This is a genomic window from Kribbella sp. NBC_01484 (assembly GCF_036227145.1).
In the GTDB taxonomy this organism is placed as follows: domain Bacteria; phylum Actinomycetota; class Actinomycetes; order Propionibacteriales; family Kribbellaceae; genus Kribbella.
In genome coordinates, this window is the sequence record NZ_CP109437.1 from 6348319 (window position 1) to 6373422 (window position 25104).

Annotated in this window: 21 protein-coding genes and 1 riboswitch; of the genes, 11 read left to right on the forward strand and 10 right to left on the reverse strand. The window is 69.5% G+C overall.

The window, feature by feature from the left end; genetic code table 11:
- Window positions 1-24: 24 nt before the first annotated feature.
- Complete coding sequence (locus OG555_RS30900) at window positions 25-819, forward strand: hypothetical protein (protein ID WP_329476069.1); 795 nt, start codon at window positions 25-27, stop codon at window positions 817-819.
- A 1184-nt stretch (window positions 820-2003) separates the two neighbouring features.
- Window positions 2004-4109 carry an excinuclease ABC subunit UvrB gene (gene uvrB, locus OG555_RS30905; RefSeq protein ID WP_329476070.1) on the forward strand — a complete coding sequence of 702 codons (2106 nt, stop codon included), beginning with the start codon at window positions 2004-2006 and terminating at the stop codon, window positions 4107-4109.
- A 4-nt stretch (window positions 4110-4113) separates the two neighbouring features.
- Here uvrB and OG555_RS30910 read toward each other — a convergent pair whose 3' ends face one another.
- The gene (locus tag OG555_RS30910; RefSeq protein ID WP_329476071.1) at window positions 4114-5043 is read right to left on the reverse strand and encodes a nitrilase-related carbon-nitrogen hydrolase; all 930 of its coding nucleotides are present in this window, start codon (window positions 5041-5043) and stop codon (window positions 4114-4116) included.
- Window positions 5044-5109: 66 nt separating this feature from the next.
- Here OG555_RS30910 and OG555_RS30915 point away from each other — a divergent pair, with 66 nt between their 5' ends.
- The 4 genes from OG555_RS30915 (at window position 5110) to OG555_RS30930 (ending at window position 8566) form a co-directional block, all read left to right on the forward strand.
- The gene (locus OG555_RS30915) at window positions 5110-5478 is read left to right on the forward strand and encodes a VOC family protein (RefSeq protein ID WP_329476072.1); all 369 of its coding nucleotides are present in this window, start codon (window positions 5110-5112) and stop codon (window positions 5476-5478) included.
- A 12-nt stretch (window positions 5479-5490) separates the two neighbouring features.
- Window positions 5491-5850, forward strand: coding sequence for an MmcQ/YjbR family DNA-binding protein (locus OG555_RS30920; protein WP_329476073.1), 360 nt, complete (start codon window positions 5491-5493; stop codon window positions 5848-5850).
- Window positions 5851-6101: 251 nt separating this feature from the next.
- Window positions 6102-7208, forward strand: coding sequence for a TerC family protein (locus OG555_RS30925; protein ID WP_329476074.1), 1107 nt, complete (start codon window positions 6102-6104; stop codon window positions 7206-7208).
- Window positions 7209-7603: 395 nt separating this feature from the next.
- Window positions 7604-8566, forward strand: a complete 963-nt coding sequence (locus tag OG555_RS30930; RefSeq protein WP_329476075.1) for a hypothetical protein — start codon at window positions 7604-7606, stop codon at window positions 8564-8566.
- Window positions 8567-8923: 357 nt separating this feature from the next.
- Here the strand turns inward: OG555_RS30930 and OG555_RS30935 are convergent, their stop codons facing one another.
- From OG555_RS30935 to OG555_RS30960, 6 genes are read right to left on the reverse strand one after another with little or no spacing between them, the layout of a single operon-like run.
- A complete protein-coding gene (locus OG555_RS30935) occupies window positions 8924-9130 on the reverse strand; it encodes a hypothetical protein (RefSeq protein WP_329476076.1) in 207 nt (68 codons plus the stop codon).
- A 53-nt stretch (window positions 9131-9183) separates the two neighbouring features.
- Window positions 9184-9975, reverse strand: coding sequence for a class I SAM-dependent methyltransferase (locus tag OG555_RS30940; RefSeq protein ID WP_329476077.1), 792 nt, complete (start codon window positions 9973-9975; stop codon window positions 9184-9186).
- Between the two features lie 29 nt (window positions 9976-10004).
- On the reverse strand, window positions 10005-11288 hold the full coding sequence (locus OG555_RS30945; protein ID WP_329476078.1) for an ADP-ribosylglycohydrolase family protein: 1284 nt from the start codon (window positions 11286-11288) through the stop codon (window positions 10005-10007).
- A gap of 23 nt (window positions 11289-11311) precedes the next feature.
- On the reverse strand, window positions 11312-12178 hold the full coding sequence (locus OG555_RS30950; protein ID WP_329476079.1) for a C40 family peptidase: 867 nt from the start codon (window positions 12176-12178) through the stop codon (window positions 11312-11314).
- The gene (locus OG555_RS30955) at window positions 12175-13239 is read right to left on the reverse strand and encodes a mandelate racemase/muconate lactonizing enzyme family protein (RefSeq protein ID WP_329476080.1); all 1065 of its coding nucleotides are present in this window, start codon (window positions 13237-13239) and stop codon (window positions 12175-12177) included. Before OG555_RS30955 ends, OG555_RS30950 begins: the two co-directional genes overlap by 4 nt.
- Complete coding sequence (locus OG555_RS30960; protein ID WP_329476081.1) at window positions 13236-14039, reverse strand: serine hydrolase; 804 nt, start codon at window positions 14037-14039, stop codon at window positions 13236-13238. Before OG555_RS30960 ends, OG555_RS30955 begins: the two co-directional genes overlap by 4 nt.
- A 42-nt stretch (window positions 14040-14081) precedes the next feature.
- On the opposite strand from OG555_RS30960, the gene OG555_RS30965 reads away from it, so the two are divergent.
- The 5 genes from OG555_RS30965 (at window position 14082) to surE (ending at window position 21407) form a co-directional block, all read left to right on the forward strand.
- Complete coding sequence (locus OG555_RS30965) at window positions 14082-15011, forward strand: cobalamin biosynthesis protein (protein ID WP_329476082.1); 930 nt, start codon at window positions 14082-14084, stop codon at window positions 15009-15011.
- A complete protein-coding gene (locus tag OG555_RS30970) occupies window positions 15002-15682 on the forward strand; it encodes a phosphoglycerate mutase family protein (RefSeq protein WP_329476083.1) in 681 nt (226 codons plus the stop codon). The genes OG555_RS30965 and OG555_RS30970 overlap by 10 nt, the downstream gene beginning before the upstream one ends.
- The gene (locus tag OG555_RS30975; RefSeq protein ID WP_329476084.1) at window positions 15673-16650 is read left to right on the forward strand and encodes a DUF3500 domain-containing protein; all 978 of its coding nucleotides are present in this window, start codon (window positions 15673-15675) and stop codon (window positions 16648-16650) included. The genes OG555_RS30970 and OG555_RS30975 overlap by 10 nt, the downstream gene beginning before the upstream one ends.
- Before the next feature lie 70 nt (window positions 16651-16720).
- Window positions 16721-16876, forward strand: a riboswitch (cobalamin riboswitch).
- A 6-nt stretch (window positions 16877-16882) separates the two neighbouring features.
- Window positions 16883-20620 carry a cobaltochelatase subunit CobN gene (cobN, locus tag OG555_RS30980; RefSeq protein WP_329476085.1) on the forward strand — a complete coding sequence of 1246 codons (3738 nt, stop codon included), beginning with the start codon at window positions 16883-16885 and terminating at the stop codon, window positions 20618-20620.
- A gap of 22 nt (window positions 20621-20642) precedes the next feature.
- Window positions 20643-21407, forward strand: coding sequence for a 5'/3'-nucleotidase SurE (gene surE / locus OG555_RS30985; RefSeq protein WP_329476086.1), 765 nt, complete (start codon window positions 20643-20645; stop codon window positions 21405-21407).
- A 26-nt stretch (window positions 21408-21433) separates the two neighbouring features.
- Here surE and OG555_RS30990 read toward each other — a convergent pair whose 3' ends face one another.
- The 3 genes from OG555_RS30990 to OG555_RS31000 all read right to left on the reverse strand — a co-directional run bounded on the left by OG555_RS30990 (window position 21434) and on the right by OG555_RS31000 (window position 25035).
- The gene (locus OG555_RS30990) at window positions 21434-23953 is read right to left on the reverse strand and encodes a helix-turn-helix transcriptional regulator (RefSeq protein WP_329476087.1); all 2520 of its coding nucleotides are present in this window, start codon (window positions 23951-23953) and stop codon (window positions 21434-21436) included.
- Complete coding sequence (locus OG555_RS30995; RefSeq protein WP_329476088.1) at window positions 23947-24345, reverse strand: ATP-binding protein; 399 nt, start codon at window positions 24343-24345, stop codon at window positions 23947-23949. Before OG555_RS30995 ends, OG555_RS30990 begins: the two co-directional genes overlap by 7 nt.
- Before the next feature lie 90 nt (window positions 24346-24435).
- The gene (locus OG555_RS31000; RefSeq protein WP_329476089.1) at window positions 24436-25035 is read right to left on the reverse strand and encodes a TetR/AcrR family transcriptional regulator; all 600 of its coding nucleotides are present in this window, start codon (window positions 25033-25035) and stop codon (window positions 24436-24438) included.
- Window positions 25036-25104: the final 69 nt, after the last annotated feature.

The following is a 25104-nucleotide window of genomic DNA, read 5'->3' on the forward strand; positions in this document are numbered from 1 at the left end:
AGAGACACACCGCGAGGATCAGCTATGAGTCAGCAGTACGGGCCGCCCCCGGGACCGCCGCCCGCCCCCGCTCCTGGCGGCTGGGGACCCGGACCAGGTACTCCGGGTCCTGGTGGCTGGGGTCCGGGGCCTAGCCGGCCGCCGGATCGGCCGCGCAAGTCGAGCCGGAACCAGTGGATCATCATGGGCTGCGCCGTCCTCGCCGTCGTACTCGTCGCGGTCGGCGTGGTCCTGCTGGTGACCGGCGGTGGCCAGGACGCAGGCCCGGTCTCCCAGCAGACCCCGGATCCCGTCGGCACGCTGTACACGCCGTCGCCCACGCCCACACCCAACGACTCCAAGGGTCCGAACGACACCGGCGTCGAGGTCGGCTGGGGCGTCTGGTTCACCCCGGCCAAGGGCTGGCTGCCGGACTGGGACAAGTCCAAGGGCGGGAAGAACTACATCCTGCAGCAGTTCAACGCGCGCGGCCTGATCGACGGGTACTACTGGGTCCGGCAGACCGAGTTGTACGACGCGAAGGGGTTCGCCGAGCACCTGGTCGACATCGAGTCGAACGGCATGCAGGGCGTCCGGATCGGTAAGGGCGTGGCGTGCAAGCCGGCCACCCCGGCGGTCAAGGCCTGCTACGCGCTGTCGTACACCGGGGTGTGGGTGGCCAAGAACGGCAAGAAGATCGCGATGCAGGGCTTCGTCACCGCCTACCAGGACCAGTTCGACCGCGTCACCGCCACCGACGCCGCCCTCGAGACCCGCGTCTACAAGCGGCGCGTCAACGAGCTGATGTACATGAACAATTCGGTGGTAAAGAGCTTCTGACCTGCTCTCCTGCTCGATGTGGGTGGTCGTCGGCGGGGTGTGCTGGTCGGGATAGCGAGCGATGTCCGGGATGGGCAGCGTGGAGGGTGTGTCGAGGCTGGGCCGGGCGGTTGTGGCGGGCTTGTTCCCCGCGGATCGGTCCACGTCTGGTGGGCTGGGACAGGTCGTGGTGGGCTGCGACAGGTTATTCCGGGTCTTGTGTCGTTTCCGTGGGCGACTGGTCCTGGCGGTGTTGGAGACCGGTGTGCCCGGATCGTTGCTGGTGCGGACCTGGGGCACTCACCAACCCCACTGCAGCGTCATCACGGGTGCAGGTTTGAGCGTGACCGGTCGGGGGCGGTGTCTGCTTGGTGAGTGGCCCAGATCCGCGCCACGGATCCGAACCGCCCCGTGGTGGTGACGTCGGTTCCGTGCGCTGCCCTCGCCGGCGCCGTCCTCGGCCGGGGTGGATCGGAGCTGTGGTCGAGGGCGGGGATCGTCTTTGTGCACCGGATCCGTACGCCGAGGTGGTCGGCGTACGGATCTGGTGCACAAAGTGATCGGCCCGGACGAGGTCCGTGCAGCCGGGCTGCTGTGCAGCCGGGCTGCTGTCAAGCTGGGCGGTGGTGTCCGCTGGCGGGTGGTGTCCGCTGGGATGGGGTTGGGCCAGTCGCTAGCCAACTGCCGGGGCCTCGGACAAGACGTGGTGGGCCGGCACACGTTATTTCGTGTTCACGCCCCCGGGGAGGTGTCCCACCCCACCACGACCGGCCCCAACCCACCGGTTTCAGCTCACCGGCTTCACCTCACCGCTTCCAGCTCACCGCTTCCACCTCACCGGTTCCAGCTCACCGCTTCCAGCTCACCGCTTCCAGCTCACCGGTTCCAGCTCACCGGTTCCAGCTCACCGGTTCCACCTCACCGGTTCCAGCTCACCGGCCCCAGCCCACCGGTTCCGGTCCCCGCCCGATGCTGTGTGTCGGCGCGGACATGTCCCGAGCGTCCCCTTTGGTGGGTTGACGTCCGAGATGGTGGGCGCCCCGGAATCCGGTACGGCAACCCACCACATGGGACGTCAACCCATGAAATGCGCGAGCGGGCCGCCTACCACCTGAGCGAGGTGCCGAACCGCCGGACGACCGACGAGACCGGGGCAGAGGGGCGGGGACGGGAAATTGTCGGCGGCGGGTCGTACGGTTGGGGGCATGAGACAGGTCTCGGATCTCCAGCGTATGGTCGCCCCGCTGAAGGTGGTGTCCGATTTCGATCCGGCCGGTGACCAGCCGGCCGCGATCGCGGACCTCGAGCGGCGGATCAACGCCGGCGAGCAGGACGTCGTCCTGCTGGGCGCCACCGGCACGGGTAAGACGGCGACGATCGCCTGGCTGGCCGAGAAGATCCAGCGCCCGATGCTGATCCTCCAGCCGAACAAGACGCTCGCCGCCCAGTTCGCGAACGAGTTGCGGCACTTCTTCCCGCAGAACGCGGTCGAGTACTTCGTCTCCTACTACGACTACTACCAGCCGGAGGCGTACGTCCCGCAGACGGACACCTACATCGAGAAGGACTCCTCGATCAACGAGGAGGTCGAGCGGCTGCGGCACTCGGCCACCTGGTCGCTGCTGACCCGCCGCGACGTGGTCGTGGTCGCGACCGTCTCCTGCATCTACGGCCTGGGCTCCGCCGACGAGTACCTGAACCGGATGATCCACGTGAAGGTCGGCACCGAGATGGACCGCGACGGCCTGCTCCGCCAGCTCGTCGGGGTGCAGTACGCGCGGAACGATCTGGCCGGCACCCGGGGCACGTTCCGGGTCCGTGGCGACACGCTCGAGGTCTTCCCGGTGTACCAGGAGCTCGCCGTCCGGGTGGAGTTCTTCGGCGACGAGATCGAGCGGGTGATGACGCTGCACCCGCTGACCGGTGAGGTGATCAGCGAGGAGGACGAGGTCTACATCGGCGCCGCGACGCACTACGTGACCGCGCCGGAGCGGATGGAGCGCGCGATCACCTCGATCGAGGCCGAGCTGGAGGAGCGGCTGGCCGAGCTCGAGCGCGGTGGCCAGTTGCTGGAAGCCCAGCGGCTGCGGATGCGGACGACGTACGACATCGAGATGATGCGTCAGATCGGCACCTGCTCCGGTATCGAGAACTACTCGCGGCACACCGACGGACGCGAGGCCGGTACGGCGCCGCACTGCCTGCTGGACTACTTCCCCGAGGACTTCCTGCTGGTCATCGACGAGTCGCACGTGACCGTGCCGCAGATCGGCGGCATGTACGAGGGCGACATGTCCCGGAAGCGGACGCTGGTCGAGCACGGGTTCCGGCTGCCGTCGGCGATGGACAACCGGCCGCTGCGCTGGGAGGAGTTCCTCGAGCGGATCGGCCAGACGGTCTACCTGTCCGCGACCCCGGGGCAGTACGAGCAGGACAAGTCGGACGGGTACGTCGAGCAGCTGATCCGGCCGACCGGTCTGGTCGACCCCGAGGTGATCGTGAAGCCGACCAAGGGCCAGATCGACGACCTGATCCACGAGATCCGCGGCCGCGTCGAGCGGAACGAGCGGGTCCTGGTCACCACGCTGACGAAGAAGATGTCGGAGGACCTGACCGACTACCTGCTGGAGATGGGCATCCGGACCAGGTATCTGCACAGCGAGGTGGACACCCTGCGCCGGGTCGAACTGCTCCGCGAGCTGCGGATGGGCGAGTACGACGTACTCGTCGGCATCAACCTGCTGCGTGAGGGTCTCGACTTGCCGGAGGTCTCGCTGGTCGCGATCCTGGACGCGGACAAGGAAGGCTTCCTGCGGTCGGGCCGGTCGCTGATCCAGACCATCGGCCGCGCCGCCCGGAACGTGTCCGGCCAGGTGTTCATGTACGCCGACAAGATCACCCCGTCGATGGAAATGGCGATCGACGAGACGAACCGGCGCCGCGCCAAGCAGATCGCGTACAACGAGGAGCACGGCGTCGACCCGCAGCCGCTGCGGAAGAAGATCGCCGACATCACCGACATGCTCGCCCGCGAGGACGCCGACACCGCCGAGCTGCTCGGTTCGGGGCGGACGCAGTCGCGCGGCAAGGCGCCGGTGCCGGGCGGCGGCAAGGCGAAGGCGGGGGAGAAGGCCAAGGAGCTGGCCGGCGGCCTGCCGTCGTCCGACCTGGCCGACCTCATCCAGCAGCTCACCGACCAAATGCACAATGCTGCGGCCGAGCTGCAGTTCGAGGTCGCGGCCCGCTACCGCGACGAGATCTCCGAGCTCAAGAAGGAGCTCCGCCAGATGACGAACGCGGGGATGAAGTAGCCGGCTACTGATTGGGTACGACGGTGTGCTGCGGCGACTCGTCGGCGAACAGGGTGAACACGTCCGGCCGCGAGTAGTGGCCGACGGCATCGAAGTCGAACTTGCTCCGATCCAGGTCGCCGAGATCGAGCTCGGCCACGAGGACACCCTCGCCGCCCCGCAACGGGCCGGCGAGGATCTCGCCGAGCGGGGAGACGATCACGCTGCCGCCGTCGATCAGGACGGTCGCCGGCGCGTCGCCCTGGATCGGGTGGACGTCGTCGGGCAGGTCGGCGCGGGTGAGGTACTGGTTCGCGCCGATCACGAAGCAGCGGCCCTCGAGTGCGACGTGCCGCATGGTCGCCTGCCACTGGTCGCGATCGTCCACCGTCGGCGCGCACCAGATCTCGACGCCCTTCGCGTACATGGCCTGGCGGAAGAGCGGCATGTAGTTCTCCCAGCAGATCGCCGCGCCGAGCACACCGAATTCGGTGTGCACCGCCGGCATGGTCGAGCCGTCGCCCTGACCCCAGAGGAAGCGCTCGGCCGCGGTCGGCATCAGCTTGCGGTGGTACGCCACCAGCCCGTGCCGCGGGTCGATGAAGACGGCGGTGCAATAGAGCGTCCCGCCATCGCGCTCGATCACGCCGGCGACGAGGTGAACACCGAGTTCCGCCGCGAGGTCCGCCAGCCGGGCGATCTCCGGACCGGACAGCTGAACGGCGGCCTCGCGGTAGCGCCGGAAGACGTCACGTCCTTCGGGTGACCGGGAGCCAACCGTCACGCCGAAGTCGAGGCCCTTCGGATAGCCGCCGAGGAACGCCTCGGGCAGCACGATCAGCCGGGCGCCGGCCGCGGCTGCCTCGCGCACGTACCGCTCGGCCTTGGCCAGAGTCGCGGGCGTGTCGAACAGGGTGGAACCCGCCTGTACTGCGGCGACGACAACGGAAGTCATGTCGAGCAGCGTAGTTCTGTCCCCGACGGGTCTACTGTGCCTCTCAGAGCCACCAGGGGAGGAACCATGTTCGACCACCTGTCCTTGCAATGCGACGACGTGGGCGCGAGCCGTCGCTTCTACGAGACGGTCCTGACACCGCTCGGCATCAGCGTGTCGATGGAGTTCGGCGACGTCCTCGGGTTGTCCGGGCAGGACGGCGTACCGAAGTTCTGGCTGGGGAAGACGACCACCGGGGGAGCTCAGCGGGAGATCCACCTGGCGTTCACGGCCCCCAACCGTGCGACCGTCGACACCGTGTATCGCGCGGTCCGGGAGCTCGGGGCCGAGATCCTGCACGAGCCTCGCGAATGGCCGGAGTACCACGCCGGCTACTACGCGGTCTTCATGCGCGACCCCGACAGCAACAACGTCGAGGTCGTCTCCCACAGCTGAGAGGTGCACGCGATGGCGAGGCTGAGTGGGGACGACATCCTCGCGCACTGCCTGGGCAAGCCGGGTGCCTGGCAGGACGAGCCGTGGGAGGGGGATGTCGTCGCGAAAGTCGGGGACAAGATCTTCGCGTTCCTCGGTGGCGGCGAGGGGGTCGGACTCAAGTGCGGCGCCAACCGGGACGAGGCGGACGAACTGGTCGACACCTATCCCGGCGACGTCAGCAAGATGGCGTACATCGGGCGCTCGGGGTGGAACACGGTGCGCCTCGGCGGCAGCGTCCCCGACGACGAGATCCTCGAGCTGATCGACGCGTCGTACGAGACGATCGTGGCCAAGTTGCCGAAGAGCAGGCGTCCGAAAGTCGATGACTGATCACTCGGCGCGACTATTCCCCGAACCGGCTGTGATCATTTCGACAGCCGGACACGGTGTCCCGGATTTGGAGACTCGTACGTCCACCCGTCAGAATGGTCGTGGAGAAGGGGAGTATTCCTTCGCGGTGGCATCGTCATCACGGTCAAGGGCTTGTGTCCCGCGCCCGGTGCCGCCGGCCAGGCTCACTCGGTGAGTCCGGCGGAAGAGACCTTCGGAGTCCTGTTTCGTCTGAGCTCCGGAGGTTTTCTGTGCACGTTGCTGACTACGTTTGGTACATCACGGTCGGCGTGCTGCTCGCGCTGCTGGCCTTCGACGTCTTCATCATCGGCCGCCGCCCGCACGAGCCGACCACCCGTGAGTCGGCCACCGCGATCGCGTTCTACATCGGTCTGGCGGTGCTCTTCGGCCTCGGGGTCTGGGTGTTCTCCGGCGGCAACTACGCGGGGCAGTTCTTCGCCGGCTGGCTGACCGAGTACAGCCTGAGTGTCGACAACCTGTTCATCTTCCTGATCATCATGGCCAGGTTCGGGGTGCCGAGGAAATACCAGCAGACCGCGCTGCTGATCGGCATCATCCTGGCGCTGGTCTTCCGCGGCATCTTCATCGCGGTCGGCGCGGCCGCGATCAACGAGTTCTCCTGGATCTTCTACCTGTTCGGCGCGTTCCTGGTCTACACCGCGATCCACCTGGCCAGGCAGGGGGAGAACGACGACGAGGACTTCAAGGAGAACGCGGTCATCCGGTTCGCCAAGAAGCGGCTGAACGCCACCGACGAGTACAACGGCGTCAAGCTCACCATCCTGAAGAACGGCAAGCGACTCGTCACCCCGATGGCGATCGTGATCATCGCGCTCGGCACCACCGACCTGCTGTTCGCGCTCGACTCGATCCCGGCGATCTACGGCCTGACCCAGGAACCGTTCCTGGTCTTCGCCGCGAACGTGTTCGCGCTGATGGGCCTGCGGCAGCTGTACTTCCTGCTCGGCGATCTGCTGAAGCGCCTGGTCTACCTGTCGATCGGCCTGTCGGTCGTGCTCGCCTTCATCGGCGTGAAGCTGGTCCTGCACGCGATGCACGTCAACGAACTCCCGTTCATCAACGGCGGCCACCACATCGACTGGGCCCCCGAGATCCCGATCTGGTTCTCCCTGGGCTTCATCATCATCACCCTCGGCATCACCACCGTCGCCAGCCTCCGCAAGTCCCGCACACTGGAGGCCGAGGCCGACGGTACGGCGACCACCCCGGAAGCCTCGCCCGCCCCGTCGGAGCCCGAGCTCGACCCGAAAACCAAAGCCGAACTCGACGCGATCCGCCCGCCGGAGCCCCACGAGTCGGACGCCAAGAAGTCCTGATCTGATCTACCCACGTCGCCCTGGACTTTCGGTCCGGGGCGACGCCTCTGTGCCAGTGCCGCGTCAAACAGGGCTGCGGAGGTAATCCGCAGTGCCCCCGAATCCGGTCCGGCGGCCAGATGCGGGGTTCACCCCTGATCTGGACCCTTCACCCCAGGTATGCGGTGGGGGAACGGTCCAGCTGGGAGGTTCCCCCCTCAAATTGACCCCGTGCGGAAGCCAGTGCGGCAACGACCTCGTCGTTCTTTGTGAGGCACCCGAGCGCTCACTCGCACACCGTCCGTCGTACCAGCGATCTGGTGTGGACGGACCGATCCGGGGTGTGGTCTGCCCCGAACCGCTGGAGAAGGCGGAGTCCGCTCTCCCGACGGCGGACTGGCGGAGGGATCGAGATCATGCGCGTGCCCGGACTGCACAAGCTCATCAAGCGACCCGGCCGAGACCAGGGACGGCATCGCCGCGGCCGGCCGGCGGCCCAGAGTCGCTGGCAGCTGGCGGGTTCGGTCGCCGCGGTGGTCACCCTCGCCGCGCTGGCGACAGCGCAGCTTCCCGACCGCCCGCCGGCCGGCGGGTCCGAGGCGGCCGGCCGGTACGACGCGGCCGGGGCCGCGGAGGCGTCAGCGGTCGATCCGTTCATCGATGACGAGGTGCTGAACGAGTTCGTCAAGCCGGAGCAGCTGATCGCGGTCCCAGTCGGGCCTGGCCGGGTGGCGAAACCGGTGCAGATGGTGCTCTCCGGTGCGCCGGTGATCAAGACGCTCGGCGAGAGCGGGATCCCCGACGTCGCCGTGCGGGCGTACAAGCAAGCCGAGGCGCGGTTGGCCGTCGGCGATCCCGGCTGCGGGGTGCCGTGGTCGCTGCTTGCAGCGATCGGACGGGTGGAGTCCGACCACGGGCGGTTCGGTGGTGCACAGCTGCGCGACGACGGCTCGGCGACCCGACGGATCCGCGGCATCCCGCTCGACGGCCGGCCGAACGTCGCGCTGATCCGCGACTCCGATGGCGCTACGCCCGTGGCCGACCACCGCGCCGCCGGCGCTACGCCCCTGGCCCACCGACGCGCCGCCAGCGGTTGGCTCCTGGCCGACCGCCGCGCCGCCGGGGGACACGGTGCTCGCCAAGCCCGCCCCGACGCAACGGACCGAACCTGCGGCGCCACCACGCCCGGTGACCCGCCCGCGGACGACGACCCCGCCGCTCACCCAGCCGAACCCGCTAGCCCCCCGGCCCAGCAAGACCGCCGCCCCCAAACTGCCCGCGACCACCTCCCGGCCGACCATCAACCCGAAGCCATCCGAGCCCAGACCGTCCGAGCCGAAGCCGTCTCAGCCGCAGGCGTCCGAGCATCAACCGTCTGAGCCCGGGTCGGCCGGGACTGGATCACCCACGGCGGCACCGTCCGCCGAACGCACCCTGGAGCGGAAGCCGACGACAGCCGCGGTCGGCTGGGCCCCGGCGATGCGCCAAGTAGTCGGCCAGGCCCTTGCCCGACCCGCCTGCCCCCAAGCCCGCACCCCGCAAGCCGGCACGCCCAAAGCCCGCACCCGGCAAGCCGGCACCCCGCAACCTGATCAGCGCCCCGGGACCTGCGCCGCCGATTCGTCGGAACCGCCCCTGGCCCGGGACGACAAGAACCGGGAACGGTGCACGCCGCAGCACGTGTGCAAGGTCCCAAGCTCCCCCCTTACACCGGCCAGGCCCAGGCGCTGAGCTACTCAATGGCGCTTGCGGCGGTCAGCCTTCGACTGGGCGCGGCGGCGCTTGCGCTCGCGGCGAGCACGGTCCTGCTCGGTGTCCGTGTGGTGGTGGTCGGTGCCGCTCGCGGACGCTGTGTCTTCGGCGGCCTTCGTGCGGGCGTTCCGGATCAGAACAACGACCACGCAAAGGATCGCCAGCCCCGAGAAAATGAACACGTACCACATGCTGAACCCCTCCCGCTCGCTGTCGATTCTCGGCGGGATCAGCGGTGGGGACCTCATCCGTTGCGGATGGCTGCCGCCGCGGTGAGCCGGGCCACCCAGAGTTCTTCGGCGGGCCACTGCGAGGCCCAGGCGGTGCTGACGATCTCGTAGTACGGGTGGTCTGGTGCGTCCGGTGGGGCGTAGAGCTCGTGCAGGGCTTCGACACTGAAGCCGAAGCCGCGCAGGAGGCGGATCCAGTCGCCGTGCGAGGGGTGGAACTCGGCGCCGCCGCCCGGCCAGCGAATGTGGTAGGCGGTGCGCTGTCCGCGGTGGAGGCTGGCGGTGGCGACGCCCTCGTCCTCTGGCACACAGAGTGCGGACAACAGGCTGTTGGTGAGGAACACGAGTCGTCCACCGGGCCGCAGTACTCGGGCCGCCTCGGCGAGCCAGCGTTCCGGGTCGCACCACGCGGCGCTGCCGTGTTCGCTGACGACGAGGTCGAAGGAGGCGGCCGCGAGCGGCACGTGGTCAGCGTCCGCCTGCACCAGTGGGAAAGTGGGTCCGGTACGGCGCTGCAGCCCGCGAGCCGTCCGCAGCTGTTCCTCCGACAGATCCACGGCGACCACGCTGGCGCCGGACCGGGTGAGCCAGGCCGAGCAGTACGCCGTACCGCAGGCCAACTCGAGTACGTCGAGGCCGTCGACCTCCCCGAGCACGCCGAGTCGCCGCTCCGGCACCTCGAACAGCCCCCACACCAGCTCCGGCCTGGACCACAGCCCCTCCGCCGCCGGACCGGTGAAGCGCTCGTTGACCACCGCCCACAGCGCCCGATTCACGGCGATCTCGTCAGCCCGCTTCCCCTCCATCCAGCCAGCGTAGGCGCGAAGCGTGCTGATCAGCTCTGCGAGAGGGCCTGGCGTACGGCGAGGGTCCGGGTGGTCAGTTCGTCGATGGTGATGCGGTCGAATCCTCGGACGGCGCTGCGGACGATGCGATTGCCTTGGGCTACCAGGTCGGCGGGGACGGCGGACGCGCCGTGGAGGGCGCCGAAGGTGCTGCCGACGGTGGCGGCGTTGGAGTCGGTGTCCCGGCCGGCGGAGACTGACAGGCCGAGAGTACGGCGGTAGTCGCCGTCGCCCCAGAGCAAGGCGATGCTGATGATCGCCGCGTTGTTGAGCGTGTGGACCCAGTTGTAGTCGAGGGCCGAGTCGACCCAGTCGAGGGCTTGCTCAGCGGTGGCGCCGTCGGTGCGCAGCTCGAGGACGGCACGCTGGCTGACGGCCAGCCGCGAGTTCGGCGGGACGACCTCGACGGCGACGCGCAGCGCGTCCGCGGCCGAATCGGCGACGAGTGCTTGGGCGACCAGGGCGGCGGCCCACTGTGCGCCGTACACGCCGTTGGCGGTGTGGGACAACGACGCGTCCACCAGCGCGAGCCGGGCGGCCTCGGCGGGGTCGCCCGGGTTCGCATAGCCATAGGTGTCGACGCGGATCAGGGCGCCGATCCACTCCCGGTAAGGGTTGCGGACCGTAGCCGTCAGCGGCGGCCGGAGCCCCGCGACAAGGTTGCGGTAGGCGACACGCTCGGCCGTGTAGGTCTGGGTGAACGGCATCCGGTCCAGCCACTCGCGGGCGACGTCGTCGGTCGTCAGCCCGCGGCCGTACGTCTCCAGTAAGTGGAGCCCGAGCATGGTCCAGTCGATGTCGTCGTCGCGCGGGATCGCGTCGAACCGCCCGTCCGACGCCTCGCCGGCTGACAGGTGCGGGCGGAGCCCGTCGGGTGGTGTCTCCAGATACGGCACGAATCCGGTCAACGGCCACGCATCGGCGGCTCGCAGGTAGGTCTGCACGTCCGCCCGGGACAGACCTTCCACCGGTTTCCCCATGGTGTTGCCGATACAGCGCCCGAGCCACGCGCCGCTGATCCGGTCCGCCAGCGTGTCCTCGTCGACCGGTGCCGGTCGCAACTCCACGGGTGCTGCCGCCGGTTCGTCGTACGGCCAGTCCGCCGGCTGCTCGAGGGCGGCGAGCTCGGTCTCCACCGTGGCGAGCGCGGTCAGGTCATCGTCAGCGGCAGCCTGCCGGGCTCGCTCCAGCAGGTCCGCGGCGGGATAGCCCGCGCTGACCAGCTGCTCGGCCTCGTCCGGAATCAGGTCGCGCGGATCCAACGCATTGTGCACAACATCTCCTCCGAAAGTGGCGGTCAGAAGCGTGCGGCGGTGACCAACGTGGCTCGGCGGTCGTCGGTCAGGGGTGCGTTCTCGAGCTTCTTCCCTGTCTCGGAGGCATGCAGCATGCCTTCGGCGGAGACGAAGCCGACGTGATGGACCTGCTGGCCAGGGCGGCCGAAGAAGTAGAGGTCGCCGGGCCGAGCCTCGTCGACGGGGATGTGTTCCATCGCGGCGGCCTGGTCGTGGGCGTCCCGCGGCGTCCGCAGGCCGAGGACGCGCCCGACCGTGTGGATCAGACCAGAGCAGTCCAGTCCGTACGCGGACGTACCACCCCACAGATATTCGAGTCCGAGGAACATCGACCCCAGCCGGAGCCGGTCCTCCGGAGTCGCCGGGTCCTCGACAGACCGCAGTACGTCGTCCGCCAGCCAGCCGGACCCGTCATCCGGAGTGGCGACCCGCGTGTACCCGTCCGCGTGCTCGATCGACGCCAGCACGGTCCCGAACGACAGCTCGGTCAGCGCGGCACCGCCAGGCTCGGCGGTCAGCGATGCCGTCGGTACGGCGATCGCGACCGGAGCCGAGGCGCTGCCCGGCAACTCACCCAGGTGGCTCGACGGGACCCAGCCCGGGTAGCCCAGCTCGTCCTGGGAGGACGGCTGCCACGGGGCGACGATCTCGGACCAGCCGTCCCGTTCGGAACGGACCAGCACGGGTTCGGCGAACAACAGCTGGGTCAGGGTCCGGCCGTGCAGGCCGAGGCGGGTCTCGGTGTCCATGGACTTGGCCCAGGCGGCCACGTCGGGCCGGGCGGCGGTTGCCGGAGCGTCGATGTCACGCGGCGCATCCGGAGAAGTCCACACGGTACTGACCGGGACTTTGGCGGCGACTAGCTTCATACGGTCAAGCCTGTCACGCCCAGCCCAGGAGCCGCAGGCAGGTGGATCAGCGAGCCTTCATAACGAATGCCGCCGGCCACCGGAGCCTCGCGAAGCCACCACGCCGCGTCCAGGTCGTTGACCGCGGTCGTCGGGTACGCCGACACCAGCGCGGCCGCCGCACCGACGCCGACGTGGCTCTCCATCATCGAGCCGACGATCATGCCCAGACCGTGTTCCCGCGCCAGCTCGAGCAGCGTCCGCGCCGGACCGAGCCCGCCACACTTGGCCAGCTTCACGTTGACCAGGTCCGCGGCGCCCTGCCGGATCACGGCCACCAGATCGCGCACGCCGTACACCGACTCGTCGGCGAGGATCGGCGTACCGACCCGATCGGTCACCCACGCCATCCCGTCGAGGTCGGCCGCCACGACGGGCTGCTCGACGAGCTCGATGGCGCAGCCCGCGTCCTCCAGCGCACGGATCGCGGTGACCGCGTCGCGTCGCGACCAGCCCTGGTTGGCGTCCAGCCGGAGTGTCGGCCCCGGGCCGATCGCCTCGCGGACCCGCCGGACCCGCTCGACGTCGGCCTTGGCGTCGGTGCCGACCTTGACCTTGAGTACGTCGAAACCGTCCGCGACCCGGGCTCGTCCGGCGGTCGCCAGCGCCTCGGCGTCACCCACCGACAGCGTCACATCGGTGCGCACGACGTCGACCGTCGACCCGAGGAACCCGTGCAGCGTCTGACCGCGACGGCGCGCGGCCAGGTCGTGCAGGGCGACGTCGACGGCCATCTTGGCGCCGAAGTTGCCGGCGGCGGCGTTCTGCACGCGGCGCAGTGCCTCGGTCAGATCGTCCGGGCCGAGACCGTCAAGTGCGGTGGTGATCGGGCCCTCGACGCAGGCTTGGGCGCCGGCGAGCGAGTCGCCGGTCACCTTCCAGACCTGCGGGGCCTCGCCCCAGCCGCTCAGCTCACCGTCGCTGATCTCGACCAGCAACGAGTCAGCGTGCGTCGCCGTTCGCAGAGCCGTCACGAAGGGCGTGTGCAGCGGCGCCGACACCAGGTGCGTCGTGATCTTCACCGGATCGCCTCCAGGTCGTGCCGGTGATTCCAGGCTTCGAGGGCGATCGCGGCGATCAGCTTCTGCGCCTCGGAGTCCGGCAGGTCGGACGTCGTACACACGACCAGGACGAACGGGTCCGCATCCGGGGGCCGGACGATGCCGCCGTCGTGCCGGATCCGGGTGTCCCAGCCGTTCTTGTGCTCGACCCGCGTGCCGGTCGGCAGCAGGGCCGGGATCTCGCCGTTCCACTGGTTGCCGGCCAGGAGGTCCCGCAGGTAGTCGTCCTTCTGGTTGCCGACCGCAACCAGTACGCCGGCGAGTCCGGCCGGGCTCATCGTGTTGCTGATCCCGGCCCGCTGAGCGGCGGCGTCGTCGATCCCGCGCCGGATCGCGCTGTCCCCCGGTCCGTACTCCGCGAGCACCGCGTGGGCGGCGTCGACGCCGACCTGCTCGAGCACGAGGTCGGTCGCCAGGTTGCTGGAGCGGGTGATCATCTCGCTCGCCAGCCAGCCGAGCGGCACCGGCGTTCCCAGCTTCGTCCAGGTCGCGGGCGCCTCGTCCTCGTCCGGATTCACCCCGAACCGGCCGCCGGCCGCGGACGCGAAGTCGTTGTGCACGGTCACCGGCTGGTCGAGCGTCAACTCACCCGCCTCGACCTTCCGCAGCATCGCCATCGCCACCGGCAGCTTCATCGTGCTGGCCGCGTAATGCGTCCGCTCCGCCGCGTGCTCGAACACCGGTACGCCGTCCAGCCGTCCGAGCCAGACCCCGAACTCCCCGCTCCCGTCGACCTCCCGGAGCAGCTCCGCGATTCCCATGCGGATCACCCAATCACAACCCCACCTGGCAGACTGCCGAGGGTGTCCAGGGCTCTCGGCATCCTCCTCGGGTTCGCCGCCGACCGTGTCCTCGGCGACCCGCGCCGCTTCCACCCGGTCGCCGGCTTCGGCCAGGCCGCCGCCCGGCTCGAGTCTCGCTGGTACGACGACTCGCGCGCGACGGGTACGGCGTACGCGACCGTCCTGGTCGGTACGGCGACCGCCGCCGGAGTCATCGCCGAACGGCTCACCCGGAATCGTCCGATTGTCCACACGATCGTCACCGCGGCCGCGACCTGGACAGTGCTCGGCGCGCGCAGCCTGGAGCGTGAGGCCGAGGTGATGGCCGGGTTGCTCGAGGAGAAGGACATCCCGGCCGCGCGAGACCGCCTCAGCCATCTCTGCGCCCGCGACGCGACCGACCTGGAAGCCGATGAACTCGCTCGCGCGACCGTGGAGTCGATCGCCGAGAACACGTCCGACGCCTGTGTCGCGCCGCTGCTGTGGGGCGGCGTGCTCGGCGTACCCGGGCTGCTCGGTTACCGCGCGGCCAACACGCTCGATGCGATGGTCGGCTACAAGTCGGCGAAGTACCTCAACTTCGGCTGGGCATCGGCGCGGCTGGACGACGTACTCAATCTGTTGCCCGCCCGGGTCTGCGCCTTGCTCACCGGACTCGCGGCGGGGCGACCGCGGCAGGCGGTGACCGTGTGGCGGCGGGACGCGCCCAAGCATCCGAGTCCGAACGCCGGACCGGTCGAGGCTGCGTTCGCCGGAGCCCTCGATCTGACGCTCGGCGGGACCAACAGCTACGGGTCGTATCAGGAGGACCGTGGCACGCTGGGCAACGGACCCACGCCGGCGGTTGCCGACGTACGCCGTACCGCCGCGCTTGCCCGGCGCGTCGGAGTCGCGGCGGCGGGGGTCGCCGCAATGCTGGCAGTACGTCGGAAAGGGACACGATGGATCTGAGTCGGCGGCCGTTGCGGATCGCGCTGATCCGGCACGGCGAGTCCGAGGCCAACCTGGACAAGACGATCTTCGAGCGCGTCCCCGACCACGCGATCCCGCTCACGCCGCACGGGCACGAGCAGTCGGCCAAGGCGGGGAAGGAGCTGCGGGAGCTGTTCGAGGACGAGCCTGTCCGCGTGTACGTCTCGCCGTACCTGCGAGCCCTGCAGACGCTGGACTCGCTCGGTCTGGACGATCTGATCGGCCTCGCCCGCGAGGAGCCGCGGCTGCGGGAGCAGGACTGGGCCAACTACCAGGACACCGCGGACATCGAGCAGCAGAAGGAGCTGCGGAACCGGTACGGGCACTTCTTCTACCGGTTCACGGACGGTGAGTCGGGCGCGGACGTGTACGACCGGGTGTCGTCGTTCCTGGAGACGATGCACCGCGACTTCGAGACCCCGGGGGTTCCGCGCAACGTGCTGCTGGTGTCGCACGGGCTGACCATGCGGTTGTTCTGCATGCGCTGGTTCCACTGGTCGGTGCGGTTCTTCGAGACGCTACGCAACCCGCACAACGCCGAAACACGCGTCCTGCTGCGGCAGCCGGATTTCCAGTACAAGCTGGACCGGCCGTTCGAACAGTGGACGCATCACGAACCGACGGAACGGGAGCGATCGGCATGGTTGTAGAACAGACCCGGGAAGCGGTCCTCGAGCTGCTGGCGAGTCTTTCGTCCGCCCAGCTCGACAAGATCACGGCGGCGTTCGACACGCCGGATCACCACCAATGGACGTATCTGCCCGGTGCCGTTCCGGGCCTGCCGCTGCACGAGCTGTCGGCGGCGCAGGAGGCTCTCGTCGTGCGCCTGCTCGGGCTCGTCTACAGCGAGCGCGGTCTGGCCGATTTCCGCGGGGTGATGGCGGCCGAGATCATCGTCCGCGGCCTCGCCGATCCGATGGAGGTCGCGGAGGTCGGTGGCTGGGCCGGTTCGACGGTCGGCGATCGCTACTACCTCCGCGTGCTCGGCGACCCGGCCGGGTCCGGGCCGTGGGCGTGGCGGCTGAACGGTCACCATCTCGCGCTGCACGTCACGCTCGTCGACGGCGCCATCTCGTTCACCCCGCAGTTCTTCGGCTCGAACCCGGCGGAGGTCCGCACCGGCCCGCACGCCGGGCGACGGTTCCTCGCCGCGGAGCAGGACCTCGGCTTCCAGCTCCTGCACGCGCTCGAGCCGGCCCAGCTGTCCGTCGCGCTGGTCTCCGACGCGGCGCCGGACGACATCCTGACCCGGCACGATCCGGTCGCCGACGCATCCCTGCTGCACCGCGGGCTCGCGTACGGCGACATGACACCGGAGCAACGGCAACTCCTGAGCCTCCTCATCGGTCAGTACGTCGGCCGCGCCGCCGGACCGATCGGGCTGCAGACCTGGCAGGACATCACCGACCAAGGCATCGAACGCCTCACCTTCGCGTGGGCCGGCGAGACCGAACCCGGCGTCGGCCACCGCCACTACTACTCGATCGCCGGCCCCACCTTCCTCGCCGAGTACGACAACACCCAGGACAACGCCAACCACATCCACTCCGTCTGGCGAGATCTCCGCAACGACTGGGCCACCGACCTCCTCGCCGCCCACTACGCAATGCATCGCTGAGGCCGGACCGCCAGGCCATCACAACTGCCGCCCGCAAGGTGTCGCGTCGCTCACGTGCGCCCGGTCGCGCCGATTGTGATGGCCTGGCGGTCCACGCAGTCCGATAGAGTCACGGAGTCAATCGACGGCATCAGCAGGAACCCGGTGTGAGTCCGGGACGGTCCCGCCACTGTGAACCCCTCGAACCCGAGGGGGAGTCAGGAACTGCCGCCGTCGTACCTCCGGTCGGGGCGTGGACACCCCGAGGAAGGACCGGTTACGCGTGCCCGCGAACCTGCTGCTGCTCTCGACCGCCGACACCGATCTGCTCGCCGCCGCCGAGGCGGATTCCGGCTGGACGGTCGCGAACCCGGCCCGGCTCGACCTCGACGGCCTGGCGCCGTTGCTCGCCGCCGCCGAGGTCGTCGTGGTCCGTCTGCTCGGCGGACGCCGCGCCTGGGAGGAAGGTCTCGACGCGGTCATCGCGTCCGGCAAGCCGGCCGTCGTGGTCAGCGGTGAGGCCGCACCCGACGCCGAGCTGATGTCGCTGTCGACCGTGCCCGCGGGCGCGGTGACCGAGGCGCTCGCCTACCTCCGGGAGGGCGGTTCCGAGAACCTGCGCAACCTGGCCGGCTTCCTGCGGGACACACTGCTCCTGACCGGCGACGAATTCGAGCCGCCGCGCGCCCTCCCGGCGTACGGCGTCCGCGGGACGTACGTCGTGGACGACCGGCCGGTGGTCGGGATCGTCTACTACCGCGCGCACGAGATCTCCGGGAACACCGCGTTCGTCGACACGCTGGCCGCTGCGGTCGAGGCGGCGGGTGCGCAGCCGCTGCCCGTGTACTGCGGGACCCTGCGTGGACTGGATCCGACGTCGTCCGAGAATGCCGGACTGTTCGACCTGCTGCGCAAGTGTGACGTCCTGGTGACGACCCTGCTCGCCGCAGGCGGATCCGTCGCGGCCAACGCGAGCGCCGGCGGTTCCGACGACTCCTGGGATGCCGGGGCGCTCGCCTCGCTCGACATCCCGCTGATCCAGGGCCTCGCGCTGACGTCGACCCGTGAGCAGTGGCTGGCCAGTGACGCCGCGGTCAGCCCGCTCGACGCCGCCACCCAGGTCGCGATCCCGGAGTTCGACGGGCGGCTGATCACGATCCCGTTCTCCTTCAAGTCGTACGACGCCGACGGGCTGGCCCGGTACGCGCCGGACCCGGAGCGGTGCGCCCGGCTGGCCGGGATCGCAGTCGCGCACGCTCGCCTCCGCCACGTACCGGCTCACGACAAACGATTGGCTCTCGTGTTGTCGTCGTACCCGACCAAGCACGCGCGGATCGGGAACGCGGTCGGTCTCGACACACCGGCGTCGGCCGTGGTCCTGCTCGGTCAACTCCAAGACGCCGGGTACGACCTCGGCGACCTCGATCTCAGTGAGCTCCAGGGGCCGGACGGCGCCGACGGGCTGATCCATCGGCTCATCGCCGCAGGTGGTCACGACGTCGACTGGCTGACCGAGGAGCAGTTGGCGAACGCCGTCGCGAAGGTCCCGCTCAGCATCTACGAGCAGTGGTTCGGGCGAGTGCCGGAATCGTTGCGTACGGCAATGACCGAGGCGTGGGGCGAGGCGCCGGGCCAGCTGTACGTCGACACCTCCGGCGACGAGCCCGCGATCGCCCTGGCGGCGTTGCGTTTCGGGAACGTCGTGCTGATGATCCAGCCGCCGCGTGGCTTCGGCGAGAACCCGGTGGCGATCTACCACGACCCGGACATGGCCCCGTCGCACCACTACCTGGCGGCGTATCGCTGGCTCGAGGCCCCGGCCGAGGAGGGCGGCTTCGGCGCGCACGCCGTCGTCCACCTGGGCAAGCACGGGACGCTCGAATGGCTGCCGGGCAAGGGGATCGGGATGGCGGCCGACTGTGCGCCGGACGCCGTCCTGGGGAATCTGCCGATGGTCTACCCGTTCATCGTCAATGACCCCGGCGAGGGGACGCAGGCCAAGCGGCGCGCGCACGCGACCGTCGTCGACCACCTGGTGCCGCCGATGGCCCGGGCCGAGACGTACGGCGACATGGCGAAGCTGGAGTACCTGCTCGACGAGTACGCGACCGTGTCGGCGCTGGATCCGGAGAAGGTGCCGACCCTGCGGGCGCAGATCTGGACGCTGATCCAGGCGGCGCAGCTGCACCATGATCTGCACACGGACGAGAAGCCGGGCGACGCGGAGTTCGACGAGTTCGTCCTGCATCTCGACGGGTATCTGTGCGAGATCAAGGACGTGCAGATCCGCGACGGGCTGCACATCCTCGGCGGTGCGCCGGCCGGCGATGCGCGCGTCAACCTGGTGCTCGCCGTACTGCGGGCTCGTCAGTTGTGGGGTGGTTCGTACTCGATCCCCGGTCTGCGGACAGCGCTGGGGGAGACGTTCGGCGTGGACGAGGCCGAGCTGCTCGCGAGCCCGGGACGAGCCGCGGACCTGGCCGACCTCGCAACGCTGGCGGATCTGCCCGCAGTGAGCGGGGCCGATGGAGTGGATCTGCTCGAAGCGGTCGCGCGCAAGCTCGTCGTGGCAATGGAGACCCTGAGCTGGGACGCCGCGAAGGTCCCGGTCGTCGTGACCGAGGTGCTCGGGCGGTCGTCGGCGCAGGTCGAGTCGTCCCTGACCTTCGCCGCCGAGGAGGTCGTGCCGCGGCTCGCACGGACTGGTGACGAGCTGACCAACGTCCTTCGCGCGCTGGACGGCCGCTTCGTCGAGGCCGGACCGTCGGGCTCGCCGACGCGTGGTCTGGTCAACGTGCTGCCGACCGGCCGCAACTTCTACGCTGTCGACCCGAAGGCGATCCCGAGCCGCAACGCCTGGGACGTCGGGGTCGCGCTGGCCGACTCGCTCCTCGCCCGGCACCAGGCCGAGACAGGGGAGTGGCCGCGATCGGTCGGCCTGACCATCTGGGGCACGTCGGCCATGCGCACCCAGGGCGACGATCTCGCCGAGGTGTTGTGGCTGCTCGGCTGCCGCCCGGTCTGGGACGAGGCGTCTCGGCGCGTCACCGGCTTCGAGATGGTCGGTCCGGAGGAGCTCGGCCGGCCGCGGATCGACGTGACGATCCGGATCTCCGGCTTCTTCCGGGACACGTTCCCGCACGTGGTCGCCTTGCTCGACGAGGCCGTGCGGACGGTCGCCGCCCTGGATGAGGATGCGGCCGGCAACTACCTGCGCGCGCACGTCGACGCCGATGTTGCTGCGGGCAACGACGTACGCTCCGCCACCGCGCGGGTCTTCGGCTCGAAGCCCGGCTCGTACGGCGCCGGACTGCTGCCGCTCGTGGACGCGCGGAACTGGCGCACCGACGCCGAGCTGGCCGAGGTGTACGCGGTCTGGGGCGGGTACGCGTACGGCAAGGACCTCGACGGGGCCGAGGCGCGCGGCTCGATGGAACGCGCGTACGCCCGGATCCAGGTGGCGGCGAAGAACGCCGACACTCGTGAGCACGACATCATGGACTCCGACGACTACTTCCAGTACCACGGCGGCATGATCGCCATGGTCCGCCACCTGACCGGATCCAATCCGAAGGCTTACGTGGGGGATTCCGCCGTACCGGCGCAGGTTCGGACGCGGACGCTGGAGGAGGAGACGAAGCGTGTCTTCCGGGCCCGGGTGGTGAACCCGCGGTGGATGGCGGCGATGCGGCGGCACGGGTACAAGGGTGCTTTCGAGATGGCCGCGACGGTGGACTACCTGTTCGGGTACGACGCGACCGCGGGCGTGGTGGACGACTGGATGTACGAGACGCTGACCACCGAGTACGTCGCCGATCCCGAGATGGCCGAATTCTTCCGGAAGTCGAACCCGTGGGCCCGGCACGGGATCGCGGAGCGGCTGCTCGAGGCGGCGCAGCGCGGTCTGTGGTCGGCGCCGACCGACGAGGCCCTCGAGACGCTGCGCAGTGCGGTCCTTGAGACGGAAGGTGACATCGAGGATCGAGGCTGAGGCTGTGTGATTGGGTAGTGGCATGGCGCCCGAACAGCTCAGAGTCCTGATCACCAACGACGACGGTTACCAGGCTCCGGGGATCCGGGCGCTCGCACCCGCGATCGCCGAGCTCGGGCACGACGTACTGGTGGTGGCTCCGCTGCTCGACGAGAGCGGGGTCGGATCGGCCATGGCCGGTACGGTCGGCCGCCCGATCCGGACGGCGACCGAGGAGGAGGCCGGGGTCACCTACATCGGCATCGACGGCACGCCGGCCCTCGCGGTGACGCTGGCGTCCATCGGGGCGTTCGGGCGGACCCCGGACGTGGTGGTGTCGGGGATCAACCGTGGCGCCAACATCGGCGTGCCGATCTTCCATTCCGGGACCGTGGCGGCCGCGCTCACCGCGGCTGAGGAGGGACTGTCGGCCGTTGCGATCAGCATCGACTCGGAGGATCCCGACCACTGGGCGACCGCTGCCACCGTGGCCGCCGAGGCGCTCACCTGGATCGTCCCCGAACCGGCCGGCACAGTGCTCGCCATCAACGTGCCCGACCGGCCGCTCGACCGGCTGGCCGGCGTTCGCCACGCCTCGCTCGCCCCGATCAAGCGCTCCCGCCTGGTCGGCACCACCGCCCCGAACGGCGACCCGATGATCGAACTCGGACCACCGCACGCCAACCCGATCCCCGGCTCCGACGAGGCCCTCCTCCGCGAGGGCTACGTCGCCGTCACCCCGATCGTCGGCATCCGCGAGGTCAAGGACGACGCGGCCGCCACCGCCCTCGCCAAACGCCTGTCCTGAGGCTCTTCAGCGCATCCGGTCGGCGCTCAGTGATCCGGTAGCCGTCGCTCAGCCAGGGCGGCGGCTGCCACCCGGCTCGTCGTACCCGTCTTCCGGAGAATGTTCGAGACATGCACGCTGACCGTCTTGTCGCTGATGAACAGCTCTTTGGCGATCTCGCCGTTCGACCGCCCGGCCACCAGAAACGCCAGCACCTCCCGCTCCCGTCCGGTAAGCCCCGCCAGGACCGGGTCGTCGGCCGCCGGCACCACCGGAACCGGCTCCTGCAGATCGATCCTCGATCGCCGCGCCAACGCTTCGATCGCGACCTGTATGGGCTTGGCTCCGAGCTCGACCGCGCCACGATAAGCCTGACGCAGAAGCTCACGCGCACTCCACGGAGTCCACCCACTCGCCAGCCCCGCCTCAGCGCACCGCCACTGCGCCATCGCTTGATACCAACGACTTCCCGCCGCACCGGCGGTCTCCACGGCCTCCCGCCAGCGCTCGGGTTGATCCGCGCTGTTCCGGTAGCGAGCGAGCTCGGCCGCGAGGAGCGATCGATACATCGCTTGGGCGTCAGCGCCGTCCAAGGAGACGGTGAAAGGTTCCCACGGCCAGTCGTCGAGGACCTTGTCGACCATCTCCGCAGGGTTGTGTTCCCCGCCGTTCAGGACGGCCTCGGCCGCTACTCGGACATAGGCCGGAAGCACCTCGTCGTCGTCCGGCTCGGGAAGATCCGGAACGGACAGCCGTGGGCGTGCCCAGGCGAGAGCCTCAGCGGCTCGGCCTTCGGCGATCATCAGCTCGATACCGGTGCGGGTCATGGGCGGGCGGAGCGGGTTGAAGTCCTCGGAGACCAGCTCCAACGCCCGATCGAAGTGCTGCCGTGCCTCCTCGGTCCGCCCGGACCGCACCGCCAGCAGGCTCGCCGACAACCTGACACCCGCTCCCGGGATACCGGTGCAGCGTGCGGCCAACGCCGACCGCAGCAAGGCCCGGCACTCCTCCCAGCGGCCGAGGTCGATCAACAGATCGGAGGCCTGGAAGGCAAGGAAGTAGGCCCAGGTGCCGGCACCGCCGGTGACTGAGTCTTGGTACGCCGCGACAGTGACATCGGCGGCCTCGGTCCGCCGGCCGAGCGCTCGCAGAGCGTCGAAGCGCCAGATCGCGGCCCCGGTGGCGGTGTCGAGATCCCCGCACGACCGACCCAGCCTCTCCGCCAACTCGGCGTCGGCGAGCGCGGCCACCGGCGCACTGCGGTCCGACACAGCGGCGCTGGCGCTGAGGGCTCGTCCGAGGGCCTGCGCCGAGCCGGACCTGCGCGCGACCCGGACGGACTCCTCCGCGTGGACCCCGGCGTCCGGCATGCCGTACATGGTCTCCGTCTCGGCAAGCTCGGCGAACGCAACAGCACGCTCCACGCTGTCCGGGTACTCCTCGGTGAGCGTGATCGCCTCGAGGAAGTCGTCGAGGTCTGCCTCCCCGGGCGTATCCACTTGCCAGCGAGCATCAGCCCATTTGATGAGCAGATCGCTGGCCAGCAAGGGTTCCTGCTCTTTGTTCACCAGGCTCAACGCCTCCGTGAGGAGTGTCACCGCCACCTCCGGCAAACCTGCCCGGCGGCAGATCGAGCTCGTCCGTCGCAACAGGCTGATCCTTTCGTTCCGCCCGCCCCGGATGGCCGGTGACACCGTCTCCCAGAGCGCGCACGCCCGGCGGAGTTGGATCGCCTCCTCGGCGGGTGCCCGGAGCTGCGCTGCTTGATCGGCCGCGATCAGCGACCAGCGGTACGTCGCGTCGATGTTGCCGGCCTTTTCGTTGTGGACTGCCAGATCAGCGGCGGTCGCCTCACCTGGTCGCGCTTCGAGGACGCGGAGGTAGTCGGCATGGAGGGCCGCGGCTTGTCCGGGCGGCAGGCCGTCGTACAAGACCTCGGCCAGCAGCGGATGGCGGAACCACCAGCTGTCGCCATCGGTGTGCACGACGCCGCGGTCCTGCGCCTCCGACAGAGAAGCGGTGGTCTCGGGTCCGTGGCCGGTCGCCACCTCGGTCAGTACGGCGGATGACGTCGGCCGGCCGCCGACCGCGAGGATTCTGGTGACCAGCCGGGCCTGCTCGGACATGCTGTGCCACGCCGCAAGCAAGGCGTCGCGGAGGGCTGCCGGGACGGTCGCAGGCAAGCTGTGCTCGGCACCGGACAGACCGCGGACCATCAGCTCGATGAGGTAGGGGTTGCCGTCCGACCTGGTCAGAACCTCGCTGACGAGCTCGATGTCGGGCGGTCTGCCCAGCAATCCTTGGATCTGGTGGGCGGCGGCCTCCAGGTCGAGCGGCTCCAGCCGAACCTCACTGAACAACGGCATCCGGCGCATATCCGCCAACCACGAGTGCAGCGGATGCCCCTCGGGCCGTTCCTCGGTCCGGCAGGTCGCTATCACCACCAGACGCTGCCCCCGGAACCCGGCAATCAAGTAGGCCAGCACGTCAAGCGACGCGACGTCCGCCAATTGCAGGTCATCGATGATCACCACGGTCGGCCGCCGCTCCGCGATCCGATTCAGCACAAGGTCAACCAGCACCGGCAGTCTCGAGAACTCTTGCCAGGTTCGCTGTCGCTGCGGCCGAGTGAGGGCAACAAGGCGCTCAGGCCTTCGGCGCCGGCGAAGACCTCGGCGGTTTCGTCAGCATCCGCGTGGCTGAGCCAGTCCTGTAGCGCACCGGCGAACGGGGCGAACGGGACCGACGCGCCACCGAAGTGCACGCAGGATCCCCAGAGCACGTTCAACTCTGAGGCTCTGCAGACTTCCCGGGTCAGTCGAGTCTTGCCGATCCCGGCTTCGCCATGGATGACGATCGCGTGCGGACCGCCGGAAACGGCGTGTCGCAGCGCGTCGCCGAGGAACTGTTGTTCGGCAGCGCGTCCGGCGAAGCGACGATCGGGCTGCAGACCCCCCATGGGTACTCAGTGAACACCCTGCAGCGCCTTGGCGGGACCCTTCGGCGAAGTGGGCCGTGATCAAGCGTTCGACCCCCGAGGTGAACGCTCCTAGGTGAGCCGCAGTCCGGCGATGAGGAGGCCGACCATGCGGCGGGCGTCGTACCGGACGTTGTTCTCGGCGCCGATGCAGAGGTTGCCGACGCCTCGCATCAGTTCGTAGGCGTCCACGTCGGCGCGGATCTCGCCGGCCGCGGCGGCCGCCTCGAGCAGCTTGGCGCACACGGGCACAAGGCGGTCGAGGAAATAAGTGTGCAGCGTCTGGAAGGCGGCATCGTCGGACTGGAGGGCCTCGGCGAGACCGTGCTTGGTGACGAGGAAGTCGACGAAGAGGTCGATCCAACTTGCCAGGGCGGCGTGCGGTGACGTGCTGTCCGCCAGCAGCGCCGGACCCGCCTCGGCGCACGCTTCGACCTGGTGCCGGTAGACGGCGATGATGAGGTCGGCCCGGGTCGGGAAGTGGCGGTAGATCGTGGCCACGCCGACGCGGGCCCGGGCGGCGATGTCGCGGACGGGCGCATCGACGCCGGAGTCGACGAACGCCGCTGCGGCGGCGTCCAGCAGTGTCTTCTCGTTCCGCCGGGCGTCGGCCCGCTTCCGCTGAGCAGGCTGCGCTGATCCGTCGTCGGCCATGCTCTCGCTGTCTCCCACCTTGCTAAGCGGAACGTCGTTCCGTATCTTGGGTAACGGAACATCGTTCCGTATCCGCCCATCATGCCA

Excerpts from the sequence above, each read along its gene's own strand:
- OG555_RS30900 (WP_329476069.1), top strand. The coding sequence starts at position 25 with ATGAGTCAGCAGTACGGGCCGCCCCCGGGACCGCCGCCCGCCCCCGCT.
- uvrB (WP_329476070.1), top strand. The coding sequence starts at position 2,004 with ATGAGACAGGTCTCGGATCTCCAGCGTATGGTCGCCCCGCTGAAGGTG.
- OG555_RS30910 (WP_329476071.1), bottom strand. The coding sequence starts at position 5,043 with ATGACTTCCGTTGTCGTCGCCGCAGTACAGGCGGGTTCCACCCTGTTC.
- OG555_RS30915 (WP_329476072.1), top strand. The coding sequence starts at position 5,110 with ATGTTCGACCACCTGTCCTTGCAATGCGACGACGTGGGCGCGAGCCGT.
- OG555_RS30920 (WP_329476073.1), top strand. The coding sequence starts at position 5,491 with ATGGCGAGGCTGAGTGGGGACGACATCCTCGCGCACTGCCTGGGCAAG.
- OG555_RS30930 (WP_329476075.1), top strand. The coding sequence starts at position 7,604 with ATGCGCGTGCCCGGACTGCACAAGCTCATCAAGCGACCCGGCCGAGAC.
- OG555_RS30935 (WP_329476076.1), bottom strand. The coding sequence starts at position 9,130 with ATGTGGTACGTGTTCATTTTCTCGGGGCTGGCGATCCTTTGCGTGGTC.
- OG555_RS30940 (WP_329476077.1), bottom strand. The coding sequence starts at position 9,975 with ATGGAGGGGAAGCGGGCTGACGAGATCGCCGTGAATCGGGCGCTGTGG.
- OG555_RS30950 (WP_329476079.1), bottom strand. The coding sequence starts at position 12,178 with ATGAAGCTAGTCGCCGCCAAAGTCCCGGTCAGTACCGTGTGGACTTCT.
- OG555_RS30960 (WP_329476081.1), bottom strand. The coding sequence starts at position 14,039 with ATGGGAATCGCGGAGCTGCTCCGGGAGGTCGACGGGAGCGGGGAGTTC.
- OG555_RS30970 (WP_329476083.1), top strand. The coding sequence starts at position 15,002 with ATGGATCTGAGTCGGCGGCCGTTGCGGATCGCGCTGATCCGGCACGGC.
- OG555_RS30975 (WP_329476084.1), top strand. The coding sequence starts at position 15,673 with ATGGTTGTAGAACAGACCCGGGAAGCGGTCCTCGAGCTGCTGGCGAGT.
- surE (WP_329476086.1), top strand. The coding sequence starts at position 20,643 with ATGGCGCCCGAACAGCTCAGAGTCCTGATCACCAACGACGACGGTTAC.
- OG555_RS30995 (WP_329476088.1), bottom strand. The coding sequence starts at position 24,345 with ATGGGGGGTCTGCAGCCCGATCGTCGCTTCGCCGGACGCGCTGCCGAA.